The organism is Actinacidiphila guanduensis (genome assembly GCF_900103985.1).
Taxonomy (GTDB): domain Bacteria; phylum Actinomycetota; class Actinomycetes; order Streptomycetales; family Streptomycetaceae; genus Actinacidiphila; species Actinacidiphila guanduensis.
The window spans coordinates 126,651-150,581 of the sequence record NZ_FNIE01000012.1; the positions used below are offsets into that span (position 1 = coordinate 126,651).

The window sequence follows — 23,931 nt, forward strand, 5'->3', positions numbered from 1 at the left end:
ATGAGCATCATGATGCCGCCGGAGCTGGAATGGGTGGCCGCCCTGGCCGGCGGCACCTGGCCCAAGGCGGACGAGGACAAGCTGTGGGCCCTGTGCCAGGCGCACAAGGACTACGCGAAAGAGCTGCGCTCGATCTCCGAGCGGTTCGGGAAAGTGCTTTCCGACGTGCAGGCGGGAGTGTCGGGCGCGACGGCGGAGCAGTTCGAGTCCTATCTGCGGAAGTTCCAGGCGAACCTGGACGACGTGGCGTCGGCCAGCGAACAACTGGCCGACAAGATCGATGAGTTCGCGGTCAAGATCGAGTACGCCAAGCTCATGATCCTGATGACCTTGGCGTCGTTGGCGGCCGAGATCGCCTTCCTCGCCTGGTTTGCCCCCTGGGCGATCGGCGCCTGGCTCGCCGCGGGCCGGAGCATCATCCTGGGGATCCTCGCGGAAGTGGCACTGGCCGCCGCGATCAGCGCGGGACTGGGCGGTCTCATGTCCGCGGCGGCCCAGGGCATCCAGTTCGCCGAGGGACACCGGCACCAGTTCGACTGGGGCGATCTCATCATGGCCGTCGGGTCCGGTGCGATCTCCGGAGCCATCACCGGCGGACTGTTCGCGGGCGTGGGAGCGCTCGGCAAGCCCGGAGAGGCCATCGTCTCTTCGCTCCTCGGCAAGATGGTGCTGGGCGGCCTCGGCGGCGCGGCCGGGACGGCGGCCTCGGACGCGGCGTTCGGCGTCGACGGTTCCCCCGGACTCGGTTTCGTCGCGGGCCTGGTCGGCGGCGCGATCGGGCACATACCGGCGCTGCGCGGCGGCAAGGGCGGCCCGGAGGACGACGGCTACGCCAAGATCCCGGAGATGGACGAGACGCCGCCCGATCTCGGCGGCGACCTCCCGCACGTGTCCACCGAGACGCCGGGCCCGCAGGCCGCTCCTCCCGAGAGTGCGGGCGGGTCCCGCCCCTTCGGTCGCGGTGTCGGCCTCTCGGTCGGCGGCCCGGGCAGCGGGCCGCGCGCGCCGGGCGAGGAGTTCGGCGAGGGCTTCGGCAGGCCGGACAGCGAGAGCGGTTCGTCGTACGGGGTGTACGAGCCGTACCAGGGGTTCGTCGGGGGCTCCGACGCGAGCGAGCACGCTCCGCTGCTGGACGGTTTCCAGGACGAGGGTACGGAGAGCGGCGGCTCGTCCGGCGAGACGTCGGGCACGGGTGCCGCTGGTGGGTACGGGTCCGGGGCTTCCGGCTCCCGCGTCGGCCTCTCGGTCGAGAACCCGGACAGCCAACCGCACACGCTGGGCGATGATCTCGATGGCTGGGACAGCGAGACGGTTTCGTCCCACGGCGAGCCGTATGCGCCGTACGGGCCGTACCAGGGGTCGGTCGGCGGCTCCGACGCGAGCGGGCGCGAAGCCCTGCTGGGCGATTTCGGGGAGAACGGCGGGGAGGCCCAGGGCATCCCCGCCGGCGGTCCTCCGGTCGCCGGGAGCACCGGCGGCCGTGGTGCCGGCGGCTCCTCGGCGCTTCCCGGGCAGCCCGGCGGCGGCAGTCGCGGCGCGGCGGATCCGACCGGGCCCTCCGGCGGTGCGGGGGAGCGGTACGGCCGCGATCTCCCGCCGGGGGAGGCCTGGGACACAACGAGCGTGGTGTCCTCGGTGGACGACAGGTGGCTGGGGCGTGACGTCGCCGTCTCGGACATCGACCCCTCGGAACCTCCGCCGGTCTCGGAGTTCGGGGACGGGTCCCGGACCGCGTCCGGCACGCCGCCGGTCACGTCCGACTTGAGCAGGTCCGCTCCGCCCGCTCCCGAAGGGACGCGGTTCACCTTCGATTCGCTCCGCCAGGGCCCCGTAGAAGGGGACCGGGTGGGCTCCTGGCTGGAGCAGAACGGGCCGCAGACGCCGCCCCCGGCAGCCGGCGAGGGCTCGCACGAGCAGATCCCGGCGGACCCGGGGCCGCAAACCGCTCCTTACGGCGGGCTGCGGGGGCTTGAGGACCCGCGAGGCTCGCAGCAACAGTTGGTAGCGTCCCAGCCGCCGCCCTCGGAGGCGCCCCCGGCCGGCGGCCAGTCGCGCGGTCTTTTCCCCCCGGCCGAGTTCAAACCGGTCCCGGAATCTCCTCAGGGCTTCTTCGAACCATCCGCCGCACAGCCCCCGGACGCCGGCCTGCGCGGTCCGGACGGCCCGCCTGCGGAGTCGGGGAGCGCGGGACCGCGCGGCAGCCTGGACGGCCCTCCCGCGCGAGAGCCGTCGGCGCCCCCGCCGGCCGACGCGGGCCAGGGACCGCACGGCGTCGCGACGCCGCCGGAGCGTCCGTCTGCGGCTCCCGCCGTGTCCGAACCGCACGTGTCAGAACCTCCCGCGCACGAGGCGCCCGCGCCCGAGGCGTCGGCCCCGGCGTCCCGTACACCGCTCCCGCACACGGAGGTCGAGGCCCCCGCGCCGCACCTTCCGCCGACCGGCGCCTCCGCGGCCGGAACGCACGAGGGCACGCCCTCCACGGCGCACGAGTCCCCGGCGTCGGCGGTGCCATCGCCCTCTCGCGGGGCGGTGCACGAACCCGGGGCGCCCACCGTGCCGGAGCCGCGCGAGGTCGGGACGCCCGCCGCGCCCGCGGACGGGACCACGTCCCCGGAGCAGCCCGCCGGCATCGTGCAGCAGCCCGGCGGCGGCTCGACGCACACCGGCATCGGATCGCAGCCGGCGCCGCGGACCACCTTGACGGGCGGTACGGGCGCGCCCCCTCGTGCGTCGCGGCCGCCGGAGGCCGAAGCGCCGGGGGCAGGGCCGCGGCAGTCCGGTCCGCAGGAGCACAGTTCGTCCGAACCCGGCGGCCAGGAGACCGGCCCGCAGCCCGAGTTGACCCCCGGCGGGCCGCACCCGATCTCCGAGGGTCCGCCGCCCGCCGGTACCCCGATCCGTGGACAGGACGTGACCTCGTCGGAATCCGACACGGAGACGGACAGCCTGTCCGGGGGATCCTCGACGGGCAGCGAGACCGGGAGCGACGCGACGTCGATCCTCGGCACGGACTCCGAGTATCCGGCGGCGGACCCGGCGTTCGCCTCCGCCGGGGGACCGGTGCCCACAAGCGAGGTCGCGCAGCCGCATGCCGCCGAGGCCGTCACGTCTCCGCGCTCGGCCCGGACCCGGGACGGCGATCCGCCTGGGCCCGGAACCGAGACTTCGCCCGCCGCGCACGACAACGAGCACCCCCGACCCGGGAACGATCCGTCCGGCGACATTCCCACGCCGCCGGAGACCGGTCCGTCTCCGCGCGAGCCGGTGGTCCGGTGGAGCGACTACCGCGCCGGCCGCGACGCCCGTACGAATGAGTTCCTGTACTACTTCCAGCACGAGGAACCCGGTCATGCGGCCGCGGCCCTGACGGACGGCTACCGGAACTTCGTCCAGAAGGACTTGTTCGGCGGCCGGTACCTGCCCGAGGACAGCATCGGTCACCGGCAGGCGGAGCAGGACTTCCTCCGCGCCGTCCTCGACGACTTCAAGCTGCAGTGGCAGGACAAGGGCCCCGAGGGCTACGACATAGTGGCGTGGGACAGAGCCTACGAGCAGCACATGGCGACCGCCGACCGCTACTTCGCCAACGCATCCTCACGCCATGCCGAGCTGGTCCGCATGGAAAAGGACTTCGCCGACGCCGTTGAGCAGGTACGGGAGAACGACCTGTTCGGAGGGCGGTACCTCCAGGAAGCGGAGGGCCTGCCCGGTCGTGACGACTACGAGACCGACAGCTACAAGGATCCGACCTACGACACCGACAACGGCAAGCCGCGTCCCGGCGAGGACGGCTTCGTACCGACGTCGCTGTCCCACCTGCGCGCCGACACCTTCGCGAAGGTCCGCTCGATCGTCGACCGCGCCCACAAGGAGTTCCCCGACGACCAAGCGGCGCGCAACGGGGCGATCGACGCGGAGGTCTCGGCGCTGCGTGAGAACCTGCCGCAGCGGATCGGACTGCTTGCCGACTCGTCCAGGGAGGTCGCGCAGGCCACGCGGCAGCTGAACGAGATCGTCGACCCCGAGCCCGTCACCGAGCGGCTGCCGGAGCACGTACTCGACGAGGAGAACCTCGCCAGGCTCCGTCAGGAGTTCCAGGACGACCTCCACATGTTCTACCAGCGCGCATGGCAGGCCTTCGATCCGGCGGCGGCCGCCCGCGTGCATGAGGAACTCGCGCACAACTGGCAGCAGACCGTCGACCGGATGTTCGACACCTTGGGCAGTCGCATCGGGCACGCCGAGTTCCGGCAGTTCCGCAATGCCGATCTGCAGGAGCGGCTGAACGAGGCGTTCGGCTCTTACGAGGACGGGTACCTGCGGTCCCTCGACGAGGGCGCCCAGGACCGCCTGACCACCGAACTCACCCACGTCAACGAGAAGATGGTGGACGAGCACTGGTTCGGCCACCTGGAACAGCCGGACACCCGGGCCCACCGCCAGCCCCGGTGGGATGGTGACGACGAGCGTCCCGCCCGCTCCTACGACGACAACCGCGCCCGGCTCGATGCCTCGCTCGAGGCGAGGTTCGACCATGAATTCAACCTGAGGGAGGTTCTTGAGGGCGCCGCCGAGGATTTCCATCCTCTGCGCTGGGACGAGGACGTGCAGTTGGAAGCAGCCGTCGGGGAAAGGCTCTCGCCCGCGGACGCGCTCTACAAGGAAACCGCCGACGACTTCCGCAAGGACACCGTCCGCACCTTCGACAACCTCTTCGCGCCGCACGAGCACAACATCGGCGCATGGCTCGAGCACGAGGAGGACCACGAGAACACCTTCCAAAACACGCTGGACTCGCTCTCGTCCTCCGACCCCGCTCCGGCACCGCTCCGTCCGCCGGAGCCCGGACCCTCGCCCGAGCCGGAGGCCCCACCGGAATCGGCGACATCAGCCGATCCCGGGGCCTCATCGGAGCCGGCGACCTCGCGCGGACCGGCCCCGGAGCCCTCCTCCGAATCCGAACCGCGGTCGGAACCGCGTCCCCCTGCCGAGGCCGGCCTCGGCGACGGCCCGCAGCCCGTCCGGACGACGGTCCGGCAGCCGTCCCCGCCGCGGACCACGCCTGTGGTCAACCGTCCCGCGGATCGCACCGGTGAACAGGCCCCTCGCGAGCCGGCTCCGCAGGAGCAGACCGTGTCCGCCCGGCCCCAGGACCAGGCGCCGGCGGAGACCGCGCAGGGGACGGAGACGCAGGCGGAGACCGCGCCGGAGTCCGCGGAATCCGCAGTCGAGCTCGCGGCCGAGCCGGCGGCCGGGGCCTCCGTCGAGCCTGCTGTCGGGTCCGCGGCTGAGGCGCCGACCGGTTCGGCAGCCGGGGCGAGCGTGCCGACCGCGAACCCCCGTGCCGCGGGCGACGGCGGGGCGCCCGGCGCCGGCGAGATCGTCTCCGGCCCGCGTCCGGCGCCGGACCCGGAGGCTTCGCCGCAGGGCGCCGACGTACCGACCGAGCCGCCGGCGGAGGCCCGGCCGGGGCCGGCTGCCGCCACGGCCACCGATGCCACCGCGGCCCCCGCGACCGGCCCTGTCCACGAGGTCGTCGACGGCCCCTCGTCCGCTACGGACCACCACGCCCCCGAAGCCGCAGGCGCGGGTGTTGACGGCAGGTCGGCGGATGGCTCCCCGATCACCGGCGTGCAGCCGAGCGAGGCGTCCTCGCACGTTCCGGCCCCCACCGGCGACCGTGCGACCGGCACGCCGCGGTTCCCCAAGCGCGCCGAACTGCCCACCGCCAGTCGTGCCTCGGGGTTGATGCCGGCCGCCGACGGCGCTGTCCTGGTCCCGGGCATGTATCGGGTCGCCGACAACACGCTGTTCGTGGGCGGTCGTTGGCGTGACGCGAGGGGTGTCGCGGACTGGATCGGCCGGAACACGGCGTGGGAGCCGGACTCTCCGGTGCCGGTCGTGCTGGTGGCCGGTCAGGCGGGCCGTGCTCATCTGTGGGCGGGGATGCCGTCGTTCGCGGGCCAGGTCGCGGAAGCGCTGAACTCGCCCGGCGCGGTGGTGATCGCACCCTACGGTCACCCGGTGCAGGACTCCGCCGCGGACATCGTCGCCGGTGTGCCGGAAGTCACCGGCAGGGGGACGATGACCCTGCACACCCCGCCCGGTGCGGGGTGGATCCAGACCCGGCAGGGCGCGGCGGACCTTCCGCTGGAGCCGAGCCTCGGTGCCGCGCTGGAGCCGCACGGAGTGCGGCTGACCCCGGCCCCGGTGCTGCCCGACGCCCCCATCGTGTGGAGCCACGGCCCCGAGGCACCGCTGGGCGTCGCCCGTTACGACGGCAGCGGCACGGCGGCCCGTACCGACGTACCGCAGGACCCGGCCCGGCAGCAGCCCGCGGCGTTGTCCACCGGTGGGAGTTCCGGTACGAGGTCGGCTTCGTGGCAGGGCAACGCGCCCGCCCAGGAGACAGCTCAGCAGACCACGCAGGAGGCCCCCGGTCCGTTCGCGGCGCCGCCGATGCAGTATTCCCAGGCGTCCCCGTACAGCGGATACACCGCCGGCCGCGAATACGCGCCGCAGTCGGACTTCCCGGCCGACACTCTGCCGGAGTTCAGGGAGGGCGATTACGCGTCGGGCTGGCTGGAGCGTCCGTCGCCAGGGCAAGAGGCGTCTTTGCAGGCGCGTTTGGAGGAGGACTTCCCGCGCGACGCGCACGGAGGCTACCAGCGGTTTCCGGATCCACGGGGTTTCACCTACGGTTTGGCCGGGCCGGTCCGGAGCCTCAATTCCCGTCAACCGCGGAACACGATCCTCACCGATCTGGGATCCGCCAACTGGGTCCAGCGCATCAACGGGCGGCCTCCTCTTCCCGGTACCCGCCGTTCCAGTGGCCGCCGGGTCAACTGCGTCGAGGTGTCCCGTACCTTCGTCGCGACCTGGCACGGCCGGCCGACGGTCGCCGCTGCGGTCCTGCATCCGGACGACCCGGAGAGCCGGAGCACCGGGAACGACCGGACGGCGCAGTGGCTGAACGCGCGGTGGCGGACGCACAACACGGCGAGCGCGGCGGGGGTTTACCAGGCCGTGGCGAACCGGTTGCTGGGGAGGGGTCACGGCTCATCCGCGATCATCGCGTTCCGACAGCTGAACGGGAATCCGCACGAGTACAACGCGGTCAACTACCAGGGCCAGATTTTCTGGATCGACGCACAGGTCGGACGGGTCAGCGAGCGGCCCCTCTACGACGGCGACCTCTTCATGACGATCGAGCTGGACCCGTACCTTCAGCAGATCGACCCGCCGCCCAACTACGCGCAGTTGGCCGCTGCGGCCGCGGCGCGGTATGCCCTGGGGCCGTATGCCGCGCCGCCGACGGGGCAGGGCAGCCGACTGCTGTCGCGTGGAGGGCCGCAAACCTCTTCCAGCCAGGCGGCCGGCGTCGAACTGTCGCCGGAGGCAGTGGAGTTCATCGCGAGTCGGCTTCGCGTACCCGATGAGGTGGAGCAGCCGGCCAGCGCCCGTACCGAGGTGAGTCGGCTGCTCGGTCCGATGCTGCGGGACCCCGCGACGGTGGGTCGGTTGAGCAGCAGTGGTGTGCGGGTGGTGGTTGTGCCGCGTGGTCTGCGTGTCACGGACCTGCCGGAGTTCGCGGGCCTTCAGGGCCTCACCGCGCATTCCGAGAGCGGTGGTGACCGGCCCGTCAGCGAGCTGCGCGGGCTGACCACCCATCCTGGTCAGGGGGCCCTGGTCGCCATCCCCGAGGAGAACCTCGTCGGTGAGACGGCAGGTGTCGGCCTTCCCGGCGGGCATTATCCGGACGGGTATTCCGTGGCGACGCACGAGTTTGCGCACGTGATCCACGCGTGGGGTCTGACCGATGAGCAGCGGGCCCTCGTGCAGTCCGTGTACGACGCCAAGTACGCCGGCGGGTGGGACGTGCAGTGGCCTGACGGCACGCGCACACCCACCGCCGACAACTATTCCTCGCGTGGTCCTGTGGAGTTCTTCACCCAGGCCGTCAACGCCTATCTCGGCACCAACGCCGGTCGCGACCCGTACACCGGCCAGGAGCGCAATAACGGGGCGGACCGGTTGCGGGAGACCGAACCCGCCGAGCTCATCGGTCTTCTCGCCACACTCTTCGGGCCCGCGCCGATCCCCCTGCGGGCCAACCCGGTCGCCACCCCTGGGCTGAGTCAGGACGCGCTGGATGCCTACCGCGACTTCGCCCACCTCACCGACACCCAGGCCGCCGCCGAACCCCCGCAGCCGCAGGTCCCCGAACCGGCCGTCACCGTGCCGGGCGGACGGGAGGCCGGGCCGGTCACCGAGCCGGGTGAGCCGTCCTCCGTGTCCTCGTACGCGCGGGGCGCGGGCGACGTGCAGGCGCTGGGCGACCTGGAGGTGGTGAAGGTCGGGCGCCCGGTGGACGCGGCGGCCCAGGCGCGGGCGGCGGTCGAGGCGTTCGGGTGGGCGCCGGTCAGCGGCCCGGAACAGGGCGCGCCGGCTGAGGCGGCCGGGCCGACCTGGCTGTCCCAGGGGCTGAAGGACGACCTGGTCCGCGAGGTGACGCTCGCGCTGGAGTCCACCGACGAGCGCGCGTGGGGCAGCTATCTGCGGTCCGGCATCACCGTGGGGGACACCACGACCGTGGCCCGGGTGCGGTTCGAGCCGGCGGGCGCCGCCGAACTGCCGGGCACGGCGACGGAGCCCGTGCCGTCGACGTACAGGGACACCTCGTCCGGGGAGAGCGCGTCGCGGGTCGACGTGGCGCACGGTCTGCGGATCGTGCTCTCCGCGCGGACCGGCGACGGCCGTACGGTCGTCGCGAGCCGGCCGGTGAACGGGAAGACGGTCCAGGCGCGGTACCAGAAGGCATTCGCGCAGGATCCGGTACGCCCCGAGGCCACGGTCGCGGTCCGCGACCCGGCGGCAGCGCGGTCTGTCCCGGCGCGGCGCGTTGCGGAGCAGGTGCGGACTCAGCCGGCGCCCTCCGGCCCCACCTACCGGAACACGCCGCGGCCGGCACCCTCCGTGGGGACGGCTCTGGAGCCGATCGCGGAGGAGGAGGCGGCGGAGCAGCAGGCTCCGGCCGTGCCCGCGCCGTCCGTCCGGAACGTCGGGCAGCCGGCCTCGGACCACGGGGCGACGGCCAACGGGCCGGAAGCCGCCTCGCGGCCGCGGGCCCCCTGGTACACCGAGCACGGAATGCTCGGCGACGCGACGGTCACCCACGTCCCCGTATGGACCCAGGAGTCGGCCGACCGGGCGGCGGACACCGTCATGGGCAGGATCGACCTCGACGCGAGCTTGTCCGAGCCCGAGCGCCGGGCGGTCCGCGCGGCGATCGGCGTCATGCTGAGGGACGGCGGCGACCAGGGCGGCGACCAGGACCGCCCCACCGACCGGTGGATGGAGCTGCTGCTCAAGGGCATCCTGCTGGACGTCGGCGGAAAGCTGGTGTGGCTGCGGCCGGTACTGGACTCGGTCACCTACCAGGAGCCGGCCGGCCCGGCGGGCCCCGTTCCGTGGCAGAACCTCGCGCCCGCCGCGGTGGGTTCGGGCCAGCAGTACGAGAAGGCCACGTTCAAGCCTCTGGAAACTGTCCTGCTGACGGGGTTCAACCTCGCTTCCGCGGCTGCCACCGCGGCCGTGGCGGGCTTGCCGCAGTTCAAGGCCGGCGGGTTCCGGATCGGCCTGACCGGTGTCAACCGTAAGGCCGTGATCGGGCGGAAGCTGTCCGTCGCCGGCGGCAACGCGTTCACGGCGGGTCTGCGGCTGCGGCTTTTCGTCAACGGCGTCGAGCAGCACCCGCGCGACCGAGGGCTGCCGCCGGTCGTCGACCGCGGCGTGCGCCTGGCGATCCCCTCGGACCACTCCACGGCGCGCGAATCGCGCCCAGCGATGGCCCAGGAGCCGGTCCGGCCGCAGGGCGGTTACGGCTCGCAGCGGCCCCGCAGGGGCGGCGAACTGCTGGGCGCCATCGACCTGACCGGCCCGGTGGCCGACCTCCAGCGCAAGCTGATCGAATCAGGACTGAGCGCGGCAGTCGCCAAGGACGTCACCGCACAGGCGCAGTCGGTGCTCAACGAGCGCAATGCCCGGGGCCGCAGCCCGTGGTGGTTCACCAGCGGCGACCCGGGCCGCAAGATCCGCGTCGGCAAGGATCTTCCCGGCTTCGAGTCCTTCCGCGGACATCCCCGGGTGCGACTGTCCGTGCGGAGCCTGCAGTTCCTGCACGTGGCGCAGGGCAGCGAGGGCACCGGCGTCATCACCCAGCACGTATCCGGCGGCGATCTCGCAGTCCTCGCGGGTCGCGGGGGGCGGAGCGCGGCCGACATGCTGTACGGCTACGGCACGGGCGGCCTGGTCGGTCAGGGGTCCGCCCTGATGACGCCCCAGGGAATCCTGCCGACGGTCATCGGCGCCTTCGGTCTCGAACGCCGCTGGACCCACTCGCTGGCCTCGGTGGCCGAAAGCTACGTCACCCTGGAGGGTGCGCAGGACCTGGCGCGTTACCGGGCGGACCTGAAGATCGACGTGGAGTGGTCCTCCCGTACCCACAGGGCCCTGGGGACGCTGTCGAGCATCGTGCCCGCCGCCGTAGGCGTACCGTGGCGCGGCGGCCACGGCGCCGCCGACTTCGAGCGGCGGGTGCTCGGCCACATCGGTTCGCCGTACGTCCAGGCCGTCGTCGAAGGGGACGTCCAGGCCGCGGCCGAGGCCGAGAGCAGCCAGGGGGCCCAGGCCGGGCCGCAGGTGTGGCCGACGCCCGTGCAGGCACAGCCGCATGTGCGGGCGCTGCTGGAGACGGCGGGACTGCCGCCCGGCCCCCACCAGGTCACCGTGCGTCCCCCGGACGGTGTCGGCCGGATTCCCGACGCCGCGCACCGCGATCCGCACGAATCGGTGGCGCTGGCCTCCCGCAAGGGTGTCGGCTTCGCGGTGGCGGTCGCGCTTCCCGGCGCCGAACTGGTCGAGGACTTCCTCCGCGGACGGCTCGCCCTGCTGACCGGGCGCCGCGGTGGATGGCGGGGCCTGCTGGACCGCATGACCGGTCGCGGTGACCCGCTCAAGGCCCGTTCGGCCGCCGACCAGCAGCTCGCCGCCAACGTCGGCAGGCCCGCCCTCGAAAGCTCCCTCAGCGGCACGCTGTCGGGGTTCAAGACGGAGGTCACGTACGGGGGGCTTCGCTACGAGATCGGTGTCCGCGGGCATCTGATGGACCACCTCCAGCAGCTGTCGTACCCGATGGAGGTCAGCAGCCAGGCGGCCGTCGGCGAGACCGTGGCCGGCGTGCGCGAACACTTCTGGCGGGTCGCGGTCTCCGTCAGCGGGGGCGTGCGCATCGCCCTGGCCACGCTTCTCCGGCTTCAGCTGGCCGGGTTCCGCCTCACAGGGCGATACGAGCAGTGGCGTACGACGAGCTTCAGCACCACGGCGAAGTCGCGCCGTGACCTGACGAACACCGGCGGTGTGCACGAGCACGTCTACGACGCCGCGTACGAGGTGACGCTGCTTCCCCTCGACCGGCCCGGCGCGACCGCCGAACACTGGTGGCTGCACGACGCGGACAATCTGGTCGCCCAGGTAGTGCTGCCCGCGCAGCATGTTCCCCGCATCCCGCCCACCGACGCGGAGATCCGGCAGGCCGGGACGGCGGTGGTCACATGGGAGCCGCCGACCGGCGGGCGACTGGACCTGAGCGGTGGAACCGCCGGGCTCTACCCGGCGTTTCTCGTCATGCCCGACCTGGCACGCACCGCGACCCGGCTGTTCTTCCGGATGAACGGAATGCCGGAGGCAGACGCCGAGGACTTCGCGAAGCAGCCTCGGGAGATCCTGGACGCGGTCCGTTCCGACCAGCTCACCGACTCCTTCGGCCTGCTCGCCGACACAGGGGGCAACGACATCGCGCTGCCCCCGCACGACGGTTGGGAGAACAGCCTCAACCTGCAGCTGACGGCCCTCGCGCCGCGCCGGATCGAGAGTCCTGACGGGGGCACGAGGATCAACGACGCCCTGACATCCGTTGCCCACCATGCCACCGCGGAACGGTGGGGCGTGAACGCGGGAGCAACTTTCAGCGCGGGCCCCTCGGTCCAGCTCGCCTCAGGTGGCGCCGCCCCCGCCGTGTGGGCGGGGCCCTCGGGTGTCGCGGGGGTCAGCCGGGAGTGGGCCACCGTACGCGGGCAGGGCGCGGGTGCGACCGCGGTCACCGACGCCGCGTACACGGGCCCGCCCGCCACTTTGCGCACCGACCCCGCCTTCAAGGTGACCCTCACCCGGCGCAAGGGGGACCTGGTCGAGCAGGCGACCGTCCATGTGCTCGTGAAGGATGGGCTGGACATCCAGGTTCCGGAGCGACGGTTGGAGGACATCCTCCCCCCGCAGGGCCGGCAGACCGACCCCGCCCCGGTGACGAAGAGTTACCTGGGCGGCCGGGTACCGCTCGCCTCCGTGCACCCGGAGCTGCTGCGCGCGGACGGGGTGTTCGACCGGATCTCCGAGCGGCTGCGCGCACGGGGTGTCATCCCGGCCCGGCGTTTCAGCGACGGCGAGCAGGCCGAGGCACCCGAGCAAGTCCTGCGGGCCCTGCGCGCTGTCTACCGCTCGGAGGCGCTGAAAACCCAGAACGGCCATCTCTTCGACAACGGCTTGTGGACCTGGCTGCCGATCCCCACGCTCGCCGGCTCCACCCGGTACCTGTACGTGAACGTCAAGGCAGTGCGGCTGGACCCGGCGCATGCCGGCCGGCCGCGCGACGACGTACAACTGACGCTGCGCCAGGAGTCCGCGAGCGAACTCCGCCGGGGCGAGGTGCGTGTGCGGCCCGTGGAGACGGGCATCGCCATGGCCGGGTCGGGCGGACTGGCGGGCGAGGTCCCCCAGCAGGGGCACAACGCAGGCTCCGCCTATCTCGGATACAACGACATACCCGTCCAGGAGCGGCACGCGGTCCACAGGGACGTCACCGTCTACGAGGCCGACGGTGGTGGCCCTTCGGAGGAGTTCGAGCACCAGGTGCACTTCTCCGTGGAACTCGGCACGGTCCGCGAGATGCCCGAGATCCTCGGACTCCTCGCCCTGCCCATCGACGGTGTCTACGCCCTGACCTCGGTGCTGGCCGATCAGCTCGGATTCAAGGAGACGCTGGACGAACTGGCCCACGCCGGCCGGCCGTGGATCTGGCACGACACCGGTGAGGGGCCCGGCCAGGAGATCAGCGGCGACGTCCGCTTCCTCGTGCCGCGGTTCCTCACCGAGGATGCCCCGTCCCACGCGGACGGCGGGCCGACGGCTCCGGTGTTCCGGCGCGACTACGGGCACGACCCGCGCTGGAGCGACGCCCGGCCGCCCGCCTCCACGCCCTCCGATGCGCTGCTGAACAACCTCCACCCCTGGGAGGTCGACGCGGCCCAGGCCGTGAACCGCTGGGCCAAGGTGGCCGCACTGCGGGCGAGCCGGGAGCCTGCCCTCGACCGGGGCGAGCCCTGGCACATCGCCGGCGCCGACTTCACCACCACCAGCGGTCTCGCCTACGACCGCAGCACGAGCCGTGCCCAGCTCCGGCCGCACATGGCGGAGTTGCTCACACACGAGTACGAGATCAGTGTCGGCGGACGCAAGGTGCGGGTCGGCTTCGAGCTGTCGGGCGGCACGGTGATCAGCCCGAGAGCGGCCGACGTCAGCCACCGTGCCGGCAGCCACCGGCAGGACCACACCGAGGAGTCGGCGCTGAGCGGGCACATCATGACCGTGTCCGACCCCTCCGGCGCCGAGCGGGGCGGCACCCCTTGGCAGATCACGCCCTCGCAGGCGGAGCCCTCCGGCCCGCCCCGGCCCATCGTATCGGCGGCTCCGAACGACCACCACGGCCAGGACGGCACCCGCCGATTCCGCTACTACCGCTTCGACGTCAAGGCGGTGTTCACGCCGCTCCACCGGCCCACACGCCAGCTGCATGTCGACATCCCCGGCGGCCTGACCGCGATGTTCCCGCTCACGCCCGAGGGGACGCTGAAGGGAGATCTGCTCACGCTCCACCCGGAGATCTTCGCGCCCGCTGGTGAGCAGCGCCGGTCGGAGCGGCCGGGTGGTGAACAGCCAGGACATGAACAAGCCACGCCGCCGCACCAGTCCGGTGCGGAGCAGGTCCATCCGCGGTCCCCCGCGGCCGAGCAGCAAGGTGAGGGCACGGGCAGGGACGCGGTCGCCTGGTCCGAGCCGGAGGCGGCCCGGGAGCCGGCCGAACAGGCCGTCGTCGTCGCGGCGTCTACCTCGGGACCCGCCGGGACAGCGCAGTCCGGCATGCCCGCCGCCGACGAGGCGCTGGAACGGCCGGCGGATTTCGACGGCCTGGTGGACGCCCAGCAGGCGTACGCCGAACTGAGCGACGCGGTCAGGAAGTTCGGGTCCCGGCGCGACGGCGTCCGGAGCATGGAATTCATCGAACCGGTGCCGCAGCCCGTCGTGGAGTGGCTGCGACAGCAGGTCTTCCGTGCCGTGGAGGGGGACAACGAGCCGGACGCGCAGTTCCACGCCGACGTGGAGCAGGTGCTGACGCAGGCGCTGCTGACCGCCGAGTGGTCCCAGCTGTTCACCCGGTCGGGACTGCCGCTGGCGGTGGCATACCAGGGCGTGCGGTACCCGGTCTCGCTGCGGCTGGCGACCACCGTGGTGGGCGCGGTGGACCCGGGGATGGCGCTGATGCCCGACGGCGGCCCGCCGGTGACGGTGCAGCGCTGGGCGTTCGGTATCGGGGAATCGGAGGACGACACCGGGGACGGCAGCCTGCGGCCGGGCTCGGCCGGATACACCCATGACTTCGAGGTCGACCGCGGCAAGCTGCGGCAGATCGCCCTCGGCCCGCGGCTGGGCATCGTCTACAACCAGGCGCGCAACGAGGTGCGGACGGGGCGCGTCGTGCAGTCCATGTCCATTCTGCGCAGCCGTGAGCGCAGCTTCCCGTACGCGTACGAGATGCACTGGGAGTTCCGGCTGGGGAACTCCTATGAGGAGCTGCTGGCGGGCCGCGTGCCCTACGACAACTGGCAGTCGGTGGACGAGTCCGCGCCGGGCCCGTTGACGGTGTGGTTCCCCAAGCACCTGTCCGAGCGGGCCGCCCTGCCGCAGCCGGCCGCGGCCGACCCCGACCCGGCGACCGTGCCCGCGCCGGTGGGGCGGCTGCTGGACGAGTTCCCGCTGCACGGTGTGACCGCCATCCCCGACCACGACCAGCTGTTTGCCGACGTCATGGCCTCCTTCCAGGACCGGCTGGGGAACCTCTCGGACGAGTCGCGGAAGGCGCTTCGCGAGTTCTTCAAGGAGGGCAACCTGCGGGCCAACGTGCCGTCGGCGTGGGGCGGTTCGGTGCCCTCGCCGCTGCTGTACGACGCGTCGGGCGCGGTGATCGGCTACCTGAGGCTGGGCCTGGACCTCGAAGACGCCGAAGGCGGCCCGGCCATCACCGGGCCGCCCACGCAGAACGCGGTGATGGAGTCCTACGTCCTGCGTTCGGTGCGGATGCAGGGCAGCTCGTCGGTGGTCAACGGTGTCGAGATCAATCTGCCGATCCCCGGCCTCTCGCTCTTCTTCGGCGGCGAGCCGGACCCGGAGACGGGAGTGGCGGGACGCGGCGGCGGCCTGGCCTTCCAGACCGGGGTCCAGCACCAGTTCGTGCACACGCTGACCGGCGGCGGCAGCGCGCGGATCGTGCACTCGCTGCGCACCGCCAAGCCGCTCTTCCAGGTCGCCGCTCGGGCGAAGCTGACGGTACGCCTGGTGCGCCCGGCCGGCCAGGAGGCCGGCCCCGCGCATGGCACACCGCTGGCCGACCCCGAGCAGCGGTACCCGGTGACCATGAAGGTGCCGTCACTCGCGACGCTCGGACACGCTCCGGGTGAATCCGAACGCCGGTATCTGCCGTCCCACCTGCTCCACCTGCGCTCGCTCGGCGTGTCGACCACGCCGTTGGGGGTCAGCGGCACCGAGCCCCTGTTCGCCCGGCTCGAGGAGTGGCTCCGGGACAACGGATTCCTGCCCCCGCACTCCGCCGTGTCCGAGGCGCTGAACCCCGCGGTGGCGGAGGAGACACAGGTCGCCCGGCTGCTCAACATGCAGAAGCTGGACGGGATGCGGCAGCGGCTGGCGTTGCGTTCCGCGCTGGACGAGATGATCGAGGGCAGCGCCGACGACACGACGTTCACCCTGCCCGCCGCGGCGGGGGGCCGGCGCCTCACCGTGACGATCGGCACGGAGCGCCGGTACACCGGGCCCCGCGCCGACGACGGGGTGGAGCACCAGCAGGTGCTGCCGGATGCGCAGGACCTCAGTTACACCGGTTCGACGATCAGCGGGGACGAGCAGTTCAGCACCACCCCGTTGGCCGTGAGCGGCGGCGTCACCGGCTCGGTCACGAACCCGCTCGGCGGTCGCGAGGCCACCCAGCCGCTGAACCAGGTCACCTTCCAGCCCGGGTACCACCGGCAGATCACGACGACCCGGGGATCAGCTTCCGGCACCGGCCACGAGTACTACACCCTCAGCCCCACCGAGGACGGCACCCAGGCGTTCCGTGTGCCGGTCACCCATCGGATGGAGTTCTCCTTCAGCCACGGTGACGACCCCGAGCCGGTGACGGCGGAAGGGTCGGTACGGCTGTCGGTGCCGACGTACAGGACGCTGGCCGAGCCGGTCGCCGACGTGTCCGGCAGGGACTCGCAGCAACCGGCCGTACGCGACCTCACCGAGGAGGACACCACCCGGCTGGCCCGGCCTGGCGACGGGCTCGTCTACCGCGACGGTGTGCTGCGGCTGCCGGAGACGGCGCTGCTCGACCGGACCGAGGGCGGCAAGGCGCTGAAGAGGGTCGTCCACGACGTGCTGGCCGAGCTGGACGACGAGGCGGCCGAGATGGAAGGCGCGGCGGAGCGGGAGCCGATGCCGCGGCTGCCCGGCGCCTTCCCGGAGGACGACGCTCCCGATGCCGCGGAGCCCGGTACGGCCCCCGGCGCGGACTCTGCCGCGGAGCCCGGTGCGGAGCCGGACCTGGAGGCCGAGGTCGGGCCGGACCGGCTGCCGCTCGTCCCGGTGCGGCGGCCCGAGCCGGCGCACCTGCCGCCGCGGACGGCCGCCGACGCCGAGCCGGAGCCGGGCCGGGCGGAGTTCCCGGCATCCGCCGACGCGCGACCGGAGCGCGCGGCGGAGCCGGAGCCGGAGCAGGACCGGGAGCAGGATCCGACCCGGACGATGCCCGGCGCCTTCCCGCAGGGCGAGGCATCCGGCGCCACCCACCCCGGCGCGGAGCCCGAGGGTACCCTCACATGGACGGACGTGGCCCTGACGGCCGGCGTGATCGCCGGGCGCTGGGTGGCCGAGTGGTCAGGAGCCGCTGCGACCTGGCGGTTCGTGAAGCAGGTGGCGGTGGGCGAGCCCGCCACGCACCCGGAGTCGCCCACGGAGCAGACCCATCGGGCGGGGCTGTCCCCCCAGCACATGGCGGCGAACGCGCTGCGCGTCTTCCGGGACTCGTACGTGGTCGAGGGCGGCGGTACGCCCGGGGCGTTGGCCGGAACCGACGTGACGATCGAGGTGCAGGGGTATCTCACCGACGTCCACCTCATGCCGCAGCCGCCGAAGATGGACGGCGAACGCTGGCTGCAGTCCACCGGCGCCGCCCGGCTCACCGAATCGGTCAGCTCCGGCCCCTCGTTCACCGCCACGACGGGCGGCCAGTACGGCACCGCCCGCCGGTCGTTCAACCCGACCGGCATCGGCCGGCACGACAGGTCGGCCGCCAAGAGCTCGACGGTCAGCGACAACACCGGCGCGTTCCGGGTCACGACCGAGGACACCACGCGCATGCACCGGTTCACCGCGAAGGCGGTCTACGTCGTCAGCGTGCGCCGTGGCCTGAACAACGTCTTCACCGGCACCCTGCGCCCCGGGCCATACCTGGCCGGCACCCGGGTGGTCGAGGTGCCCGACGCGGTGGAGTTCCTGCTCGTCGACAACGACCTGCGCAACCACCCCGAACTGCTGGCCATCGGTGACTTCCCGGAGCTGCCCCAGGGCCGGCCCTTCGACCGGATCCTGCCCTCCTGGTACGTGGACGGCGGTGGATCCATGGGGGGCGGCGCGGTCACCGAGGTCGAGTTGCAGGGCGGCAGGAAGGCGTTCCACGACGCCGTCGTCGCCGCCGTCGAGGCGCAGGCGCCCGGTGCCACGCAGCCCGGCCACGCCGGCTACCGGGAGCAGGTGCTGACCCGGATCAACGAGCACACCACCTCGCTCGGTCTGCGTACCCTGCCCAACGCCGGACCCGAGGGCGTCACCGCGTTCCACTTCGTCCACGGCTCCCTGTTCGGCCCCCAGTTGGTGGAGGTCGCCTTCACCGCCCGGCCCGCGCCCGGCACCGACCTGAGTGCCCTGCGCGGGCGGATGGTGGACCCCACGTCGGGCACCGACAATGTCTTCGGCCGCTCCAGCGGTGACGGCGCCGCGTTGCGGGAGCCCGGCGCGACCAGTGTGAGCAGCGGCAGGAGCCGCCGCGACACGCTGGCCTTCCAGCCGGCCGGCCAGGTCCGCGGCAACCAGGCCGTGCCCGTGCTGAGTGCCTCCCGCAGCCGATCCGTCACCACGACGCAGACCTCCTCCCGCGAGGTGCGCAGCTGGAAACGAACCGGCGACAGCGTCGAGTTCAACGGTGTGCCGTACATCTACGAGTGGACGGTCACCTCCCGGCCGCTGGACGAGGCGCTGCTGGTGCGGCTGATCGACGCCGGGCTCACGGGCATCGGCAACGGCCTGATGTGGACCGGGCGCGTCACCGGCATCCTCGACCTGCTCGGGCCCGCTCTTCCACACCTCCCGAGCCCGCACCGCCACGGCGGCGGCTTCGTACCGGCCTCCGTCAGCCTGCGGTTCGACGCGGACGAGGCCCCGGTCGCCGACGAGGCCACGGGCGACGGCGGACCGCGCGTCCAGAGGGTCCGGCCGGCCCTGTACGACTTCGACCCGACGCTGCGTCCGGGGCAGGCTCCGGACGCGCACGTCCTGCAGATCGACCCGGACCAGGTGCCGCCCGAGGTCCGGCAGTTGCTCGACGGGCCGCAGTGGGCGCCGAAGCGGTCGATCCACGTCCTCAGCTTCGGCGGCGCGGAGGGACTCGACCTGGTGGGCCGGGCGCTGCGCGCGGTGGACACCTCGCTGACACCCCTCATCGGCGCGGGCACCTCCCGGTCGAGCGAGGACATGCTGCTGCGCCTGACCCAGCTCGTCGCCGACAACCGGCTGACCCTGCTGACGCCCGCCCAGGTCGCGCCGTTCCTGCGGCGCCCTGGCGGGAAGAACACCTGGGCGAAGATCACGGTGTTCTCGGCGCGCCCGGAGACCACCGGCAAGAATGTCGCCATCGACCGCGTCGAACTGTCCGCGGACGGTTTCAGCACCCAGACGGACGGCGGCCTGAGCGTCTCGCTGACCTTCGGGGGCTTCCCGGCCAACACCGCCGGGACCGACCGTGGCAACCTCACCGTCCCGCTGGCCGGCGGCAGCAGCAGCCTCGGCGGAGCCTTCGGCACCTCCAGCCAGCGCCGCGAACTGCTGCGGGTCGGCACCCCCAAGGAGGACGCCGACGGCTCCGGCCTGACCGGCCACCGCGCCCGCGGCGTCGCGGTCCTGGAGGTCCACGGCCCGAACGGCACCCGCTGGCTCGTCGTCGACCTCCTCTTCCGCACCACGGAACCCCTCCCGCCCCTTCCGGCCGAAGCCGATCCGCCCGCCCCGGCGACGATCGAGGAGGCGGCGGAAGCGGAGCAGGCCGCCGAGGGCGCCGCCGAGGCCGCTGTCGAGGGGGCCACAGAGGAGGCCGCCGGGGCGGCGGCGGAGCCGGCGGAGGCGGACCGGCGGCCGCCGAACACGGCCGTGCCGCAGCATGCCCCCGCGCCGTCCCGCCCGCGTCAGCGGCAGGAGGACGCGACCGACGCGATCGAGCCGGCGGAACCCGTTGCCGTGTACGAGGAGCCGGAGCCGGCGGAACTGCGCGAGGGCCCGGCCTGGGATCCGGCGGTGCTGGATCGGGCCCGGAGTGTGCTGCGCACCCTGCGGCTCGACCCCGACACGGCGACCCCGGAGCTCGTGGCCTCCTCGCACGACCTGTTGCCGCGCTGGCAGCAGCGCCGTAACCCCCACCACCGCGGTGAGGCCATCGCGTATCTGATCGCCGCCCTGGCACCGCCCCGGGGCCGCGGCGGCGCGCCCTCCGCCCAGCAGGCGTCCGCCCACCTGGGCCCCGCCTCGCAGGCGGCGCAGCCGGGCCCGTCGTCGTTGCCGCCCGCGGTGACCGGCCAGTCGCGGCAGGCCAAGGCGTTGTTCCCGAGCCTGTACTTCGGGGAGGACGAGGAAGACCGGGAGGACTGGGTCGAGGCGGCGTTGCGGTACGAAAGGCGGGTCGGGCTCTCGATGGCGGGTTCCACGGACCTGCTGCACGCCGCGCAGGCCACCCTCCACGCGCTCGTCAAGCAGGTGGCCGCGCTGGTCCCGCAGGGTGAGGAGCCGCGGGAGTTCTTCCCGCAGGACGGCCGTTCCTTGGATCAACTGCGCGATGACCTGCGTGCGCTGCTGGTGACGGATGAGAAGGGCGGCAAGAAGCTGCCCTCGTTGACCGCCGTGATGGACGCGGTCGAGCGAGGTGCGGAGTTCTACGCCGATCGGAACAATCTGGAGGTGGTGCCCCTGCACCCGGAGTTGACCCGGGAACTGCACGAACTGGGCTATCCCGTCGCCGAGAACCTGTCGGCGGCGAAGGCGGCACGCCTGGCGGAATTCGAAAGACTGCTGCTGGTTCACGGGCGTATCAAGGTGGCAAGCCTCGGCGCGCGAACCGGCGACTTCAGCGGTCAGGACACCTACGCGGTCGTGTTCCGCAACGCCGCGATCGCTTCGAAACTGTTGCAGGGACAGCAGGGTCAGCCCGGTGATCGGGCCGACGTACCCACACTCGTGGAATGGCTCGGCGCGGCGCAGCGGGCCGGTGTGGTCGACACCGACATGGCCGCGCCGCCACGGCGGATGGAGCCGGACGTGAGCACGGCCGGCTCAGTGGAGGCCGATGCCGCGGAATTCTACGGTCTGGTGCCGTTCCTCTTCGATTCCGAGAGCCGTCACCTGCAGCGGATCCGTCTCCCGCACGAGACCGGATACGAGGCGTGGACGGAAGACCTGCTGAACCCCGACCTCGTCGGTTCGGAGGTGGACCTGGACACCCTGCGGCGGGATCTCGCATCCGATGCCACGTCCATTGCCGTGGGTTCGCGGGAGGACAGGGACCTGTGGCAGCAGCGCCGTGGGGTCTTCATCGAATGGATGCAGGAACACCGCCGCCGCTACCGCGACGCTCCCTTTGCCGGTCACCTGGCTGCTCTCCAGCTGCTGGGCGGTGCCGACGCGGTGCTGATGGATCCGGCGGTGACGGAGGTTCCCCCCACCGAGGGCCGGGCGGAGCTGGAACGGCGGATTCTGTCGCTGCTCGAGGGGCTGGACCAGGGTGCGCCGGTGGCGGAACTGCCCTACGTGATGCTCCGCGATCGACGGGTGGGTCAGCTCGTCGAGAGTGCCCAGCCGCATACACAGAATCGGCCGGCGCAGCTGGCGCATGAGCTGGCCACCGACGATCTGGTGGCCGAGTTGGCGCAGCACGCGGAGATGGCGCGTCGGGCGCTGCTGACCCTGCCCGAGGCGGAGGGAGGAGTGTGGTGGGTCGCGCAGGCGTCGGCCGGCCTCGTGCCCTCGTCCGAGCCGGTGCGCGTTCCGCGGCTGTTCCAGGCAACGTCCGATGGCCGGGCCGCGAGGGAGCAGGCTTTCCAGTACTCCGACCGGTCGGGGTCGGCGCCGGTGGTGTACCAGGTGGAACAGCCGGTGGGCATACGGGAGTTCGGGCCGTTTGCCCGGCATCCTGGCAAGCAGGCGGCCTTCCCCGACGGCGCCCTGTTCCGGCCCACGCAATGGGAGCGGGTGCGCGACCTCGCGTCGGGCCGGGAGTATTTCCTGGTCTCCCTGGAGCAGGTCCAGCAGGAAACCAGGGCGGCATGGCAGGAGCCGTACATGCTCCGGCAGATCAGCGTCGAGACGGAGACCGGCGGTCGAGCGGTCATCGGACACTCCGCTGACAGCGCGCTCGACTGGAGCGCCTGGCGGCGGACCCTCTCGGTCCTGCCCGGCCTCACGAACTACGTCGTCCACGACAAGGACGGCAGGAAACACCCGGTCGAACCTCCGGTCCCCACGGGGTCCACTGCCGATGAGCCACCCTTCGTCGTGTTCACCGGCCACGGCGGGCGTATGCGGGGGAGAGCGTTCGGCCCGGAGGGCGTCATGTCGGTGAGCGGTGGGCTGGCGGGCCGTCTCGCGGACATGCTCGCGCCCACCAAACGCCAGTTGCTCCTGGTCTGCCACGCCGCCTCAGGCGGTGAGGCAGGTCTTCCGTCATTCGCCCAGGGCGCCGCGAACCAGCGTGCGGGTGGATCGGTCACCGCGGCGACCGGAGCCTCAGGGGTGAGAATCTTCAAGACCCTGCAGACGGAGATCTATGCCAAGAGCGTGGTCGGCGGGCCGGGCGCGGCCTGGCTGGGCTTCCAGCGGCAGGCCCTCACCCCGGCCGCTCACGAGCGTGCCGGACTGCCGTTCGGCGGCCGGCGATCCGGACGTCACCAGCTGTTCCAGAGCCCCGAATGGCAGCAGAAGGCCGAGAGCCACGAGGCGGCGATCTTCGACGCCTCGGTGAACAGCCCCGAACTGCTCACTTTCGTCGAGGAGCTGGCCGACGAGCTGAACCGCTCCGGCTTCTCGGTGGTCGCGCCGCAGGGCCCGGCAACGCTCGTGACCCTGATGGCTGCGATCGACACCGCGGTCCACGCCGCCGGCGCGGAACGCACGTACACCCTCGCGGAAGACGACCAGGAACAAGCCGAATTCCTCGCGCAGCGCGGCATCCTGGTGGGCAGTGGTGAGTTCCGCAGTATGGCGCCGCTGTTCGACGCCTATCGGAAAATCGTCCTCAGCCGGCCGAACCACGAGCCGGTGGACGACCGGAAACTGCTGCTGGCGGCCATCGCCCTGGGACGGCCCACCGGGCGTACGCTTGCCGCGGTTCTCCACGACTACTCCCGCACCGTAGCCGACGACAACCGGGGCATCGCCTTCGACGGCCTGCGCGACGCGCTGCTCGGCGACGCCGTGGACATCTACGACTGGGTGCGCCGGAACCTGGTCCCGGTCCCCGGCGCCTGGGACGACCTCATCGCACGGTACGGCGAGGCGTGGCTGCCACCGCACCACCAGATGTACCACCCTGGTTTCGCCACCCGGACCACCGGCGATCTGACGGTGCCCGAGGGACTCGTCCGGGCCATAGGGGTGATGACCGGGCAGTTGGCGCCGGTCACGCCGGACCTGGCGGATGAGGTGGGTGCGGGCACGTGGGCCGAACGGCGGACGGCGGTGGACGCGTGGGTCCGGGAGCACTCCGAATCGCCGCTCGACCGTCTGCTGCCCGCCCACCTGACCGCGCTGTTCCTGGCGACCCATCAGCCCGACCACGACATGCTCACCCGCGCGGAAGCGCATGCCGCGCAGCTGCCGCGCGTCGTCGAGGACCTGGTGGACCGCGGATCGGCGGACTTCCCGTACCTGCTCGCCGACGACGCCCCGTTCCTGCAGTTGAGCGCGGACCCCGCCCTGCGGAACCCGAACGATCCGCGGCACGGGCAGGCGCGCGAGCGGCTGGTCCGGCGCGCCGCGGAACTGGCGCCCACCGTACGGTCCTGGATTCCGTTGCATGCGGGGATGCTGGCCGAGGCGCTGGGCAAGTTGCCGCACCTGCCCGCGGGCGAGCCGGTCTACGTCGGCGTCCACTGGCGCCCGGGGGACCCGGCCTCGGACGCGGTGCCGCAGAGACTGGTGATCCCGGCTTTCCAGCTCGCTCTGCGC

At 72.6% G+C, this 23,931-nt stretch carries 1 protein-coding gene (cut by a window edge); it reads left to right on the forward strand.

All coding sequences use genetic code 11. The features are described from left to right. A protein-coding gene (locus tag BLR33_RS25315; RefSeq protein WP_093786914.1) for a WXG100-like domain-containing protein crosses the window boundary here: on the forward strand, positions 1-23,931 show its 5' portion. It continues 8,160 nt past the right edge of the window; only the first 23,931 of its 32,091 coding nucleotides appear in the window; the start codon lies at positions 1-3; its stop codon lies off the right edge, out of view.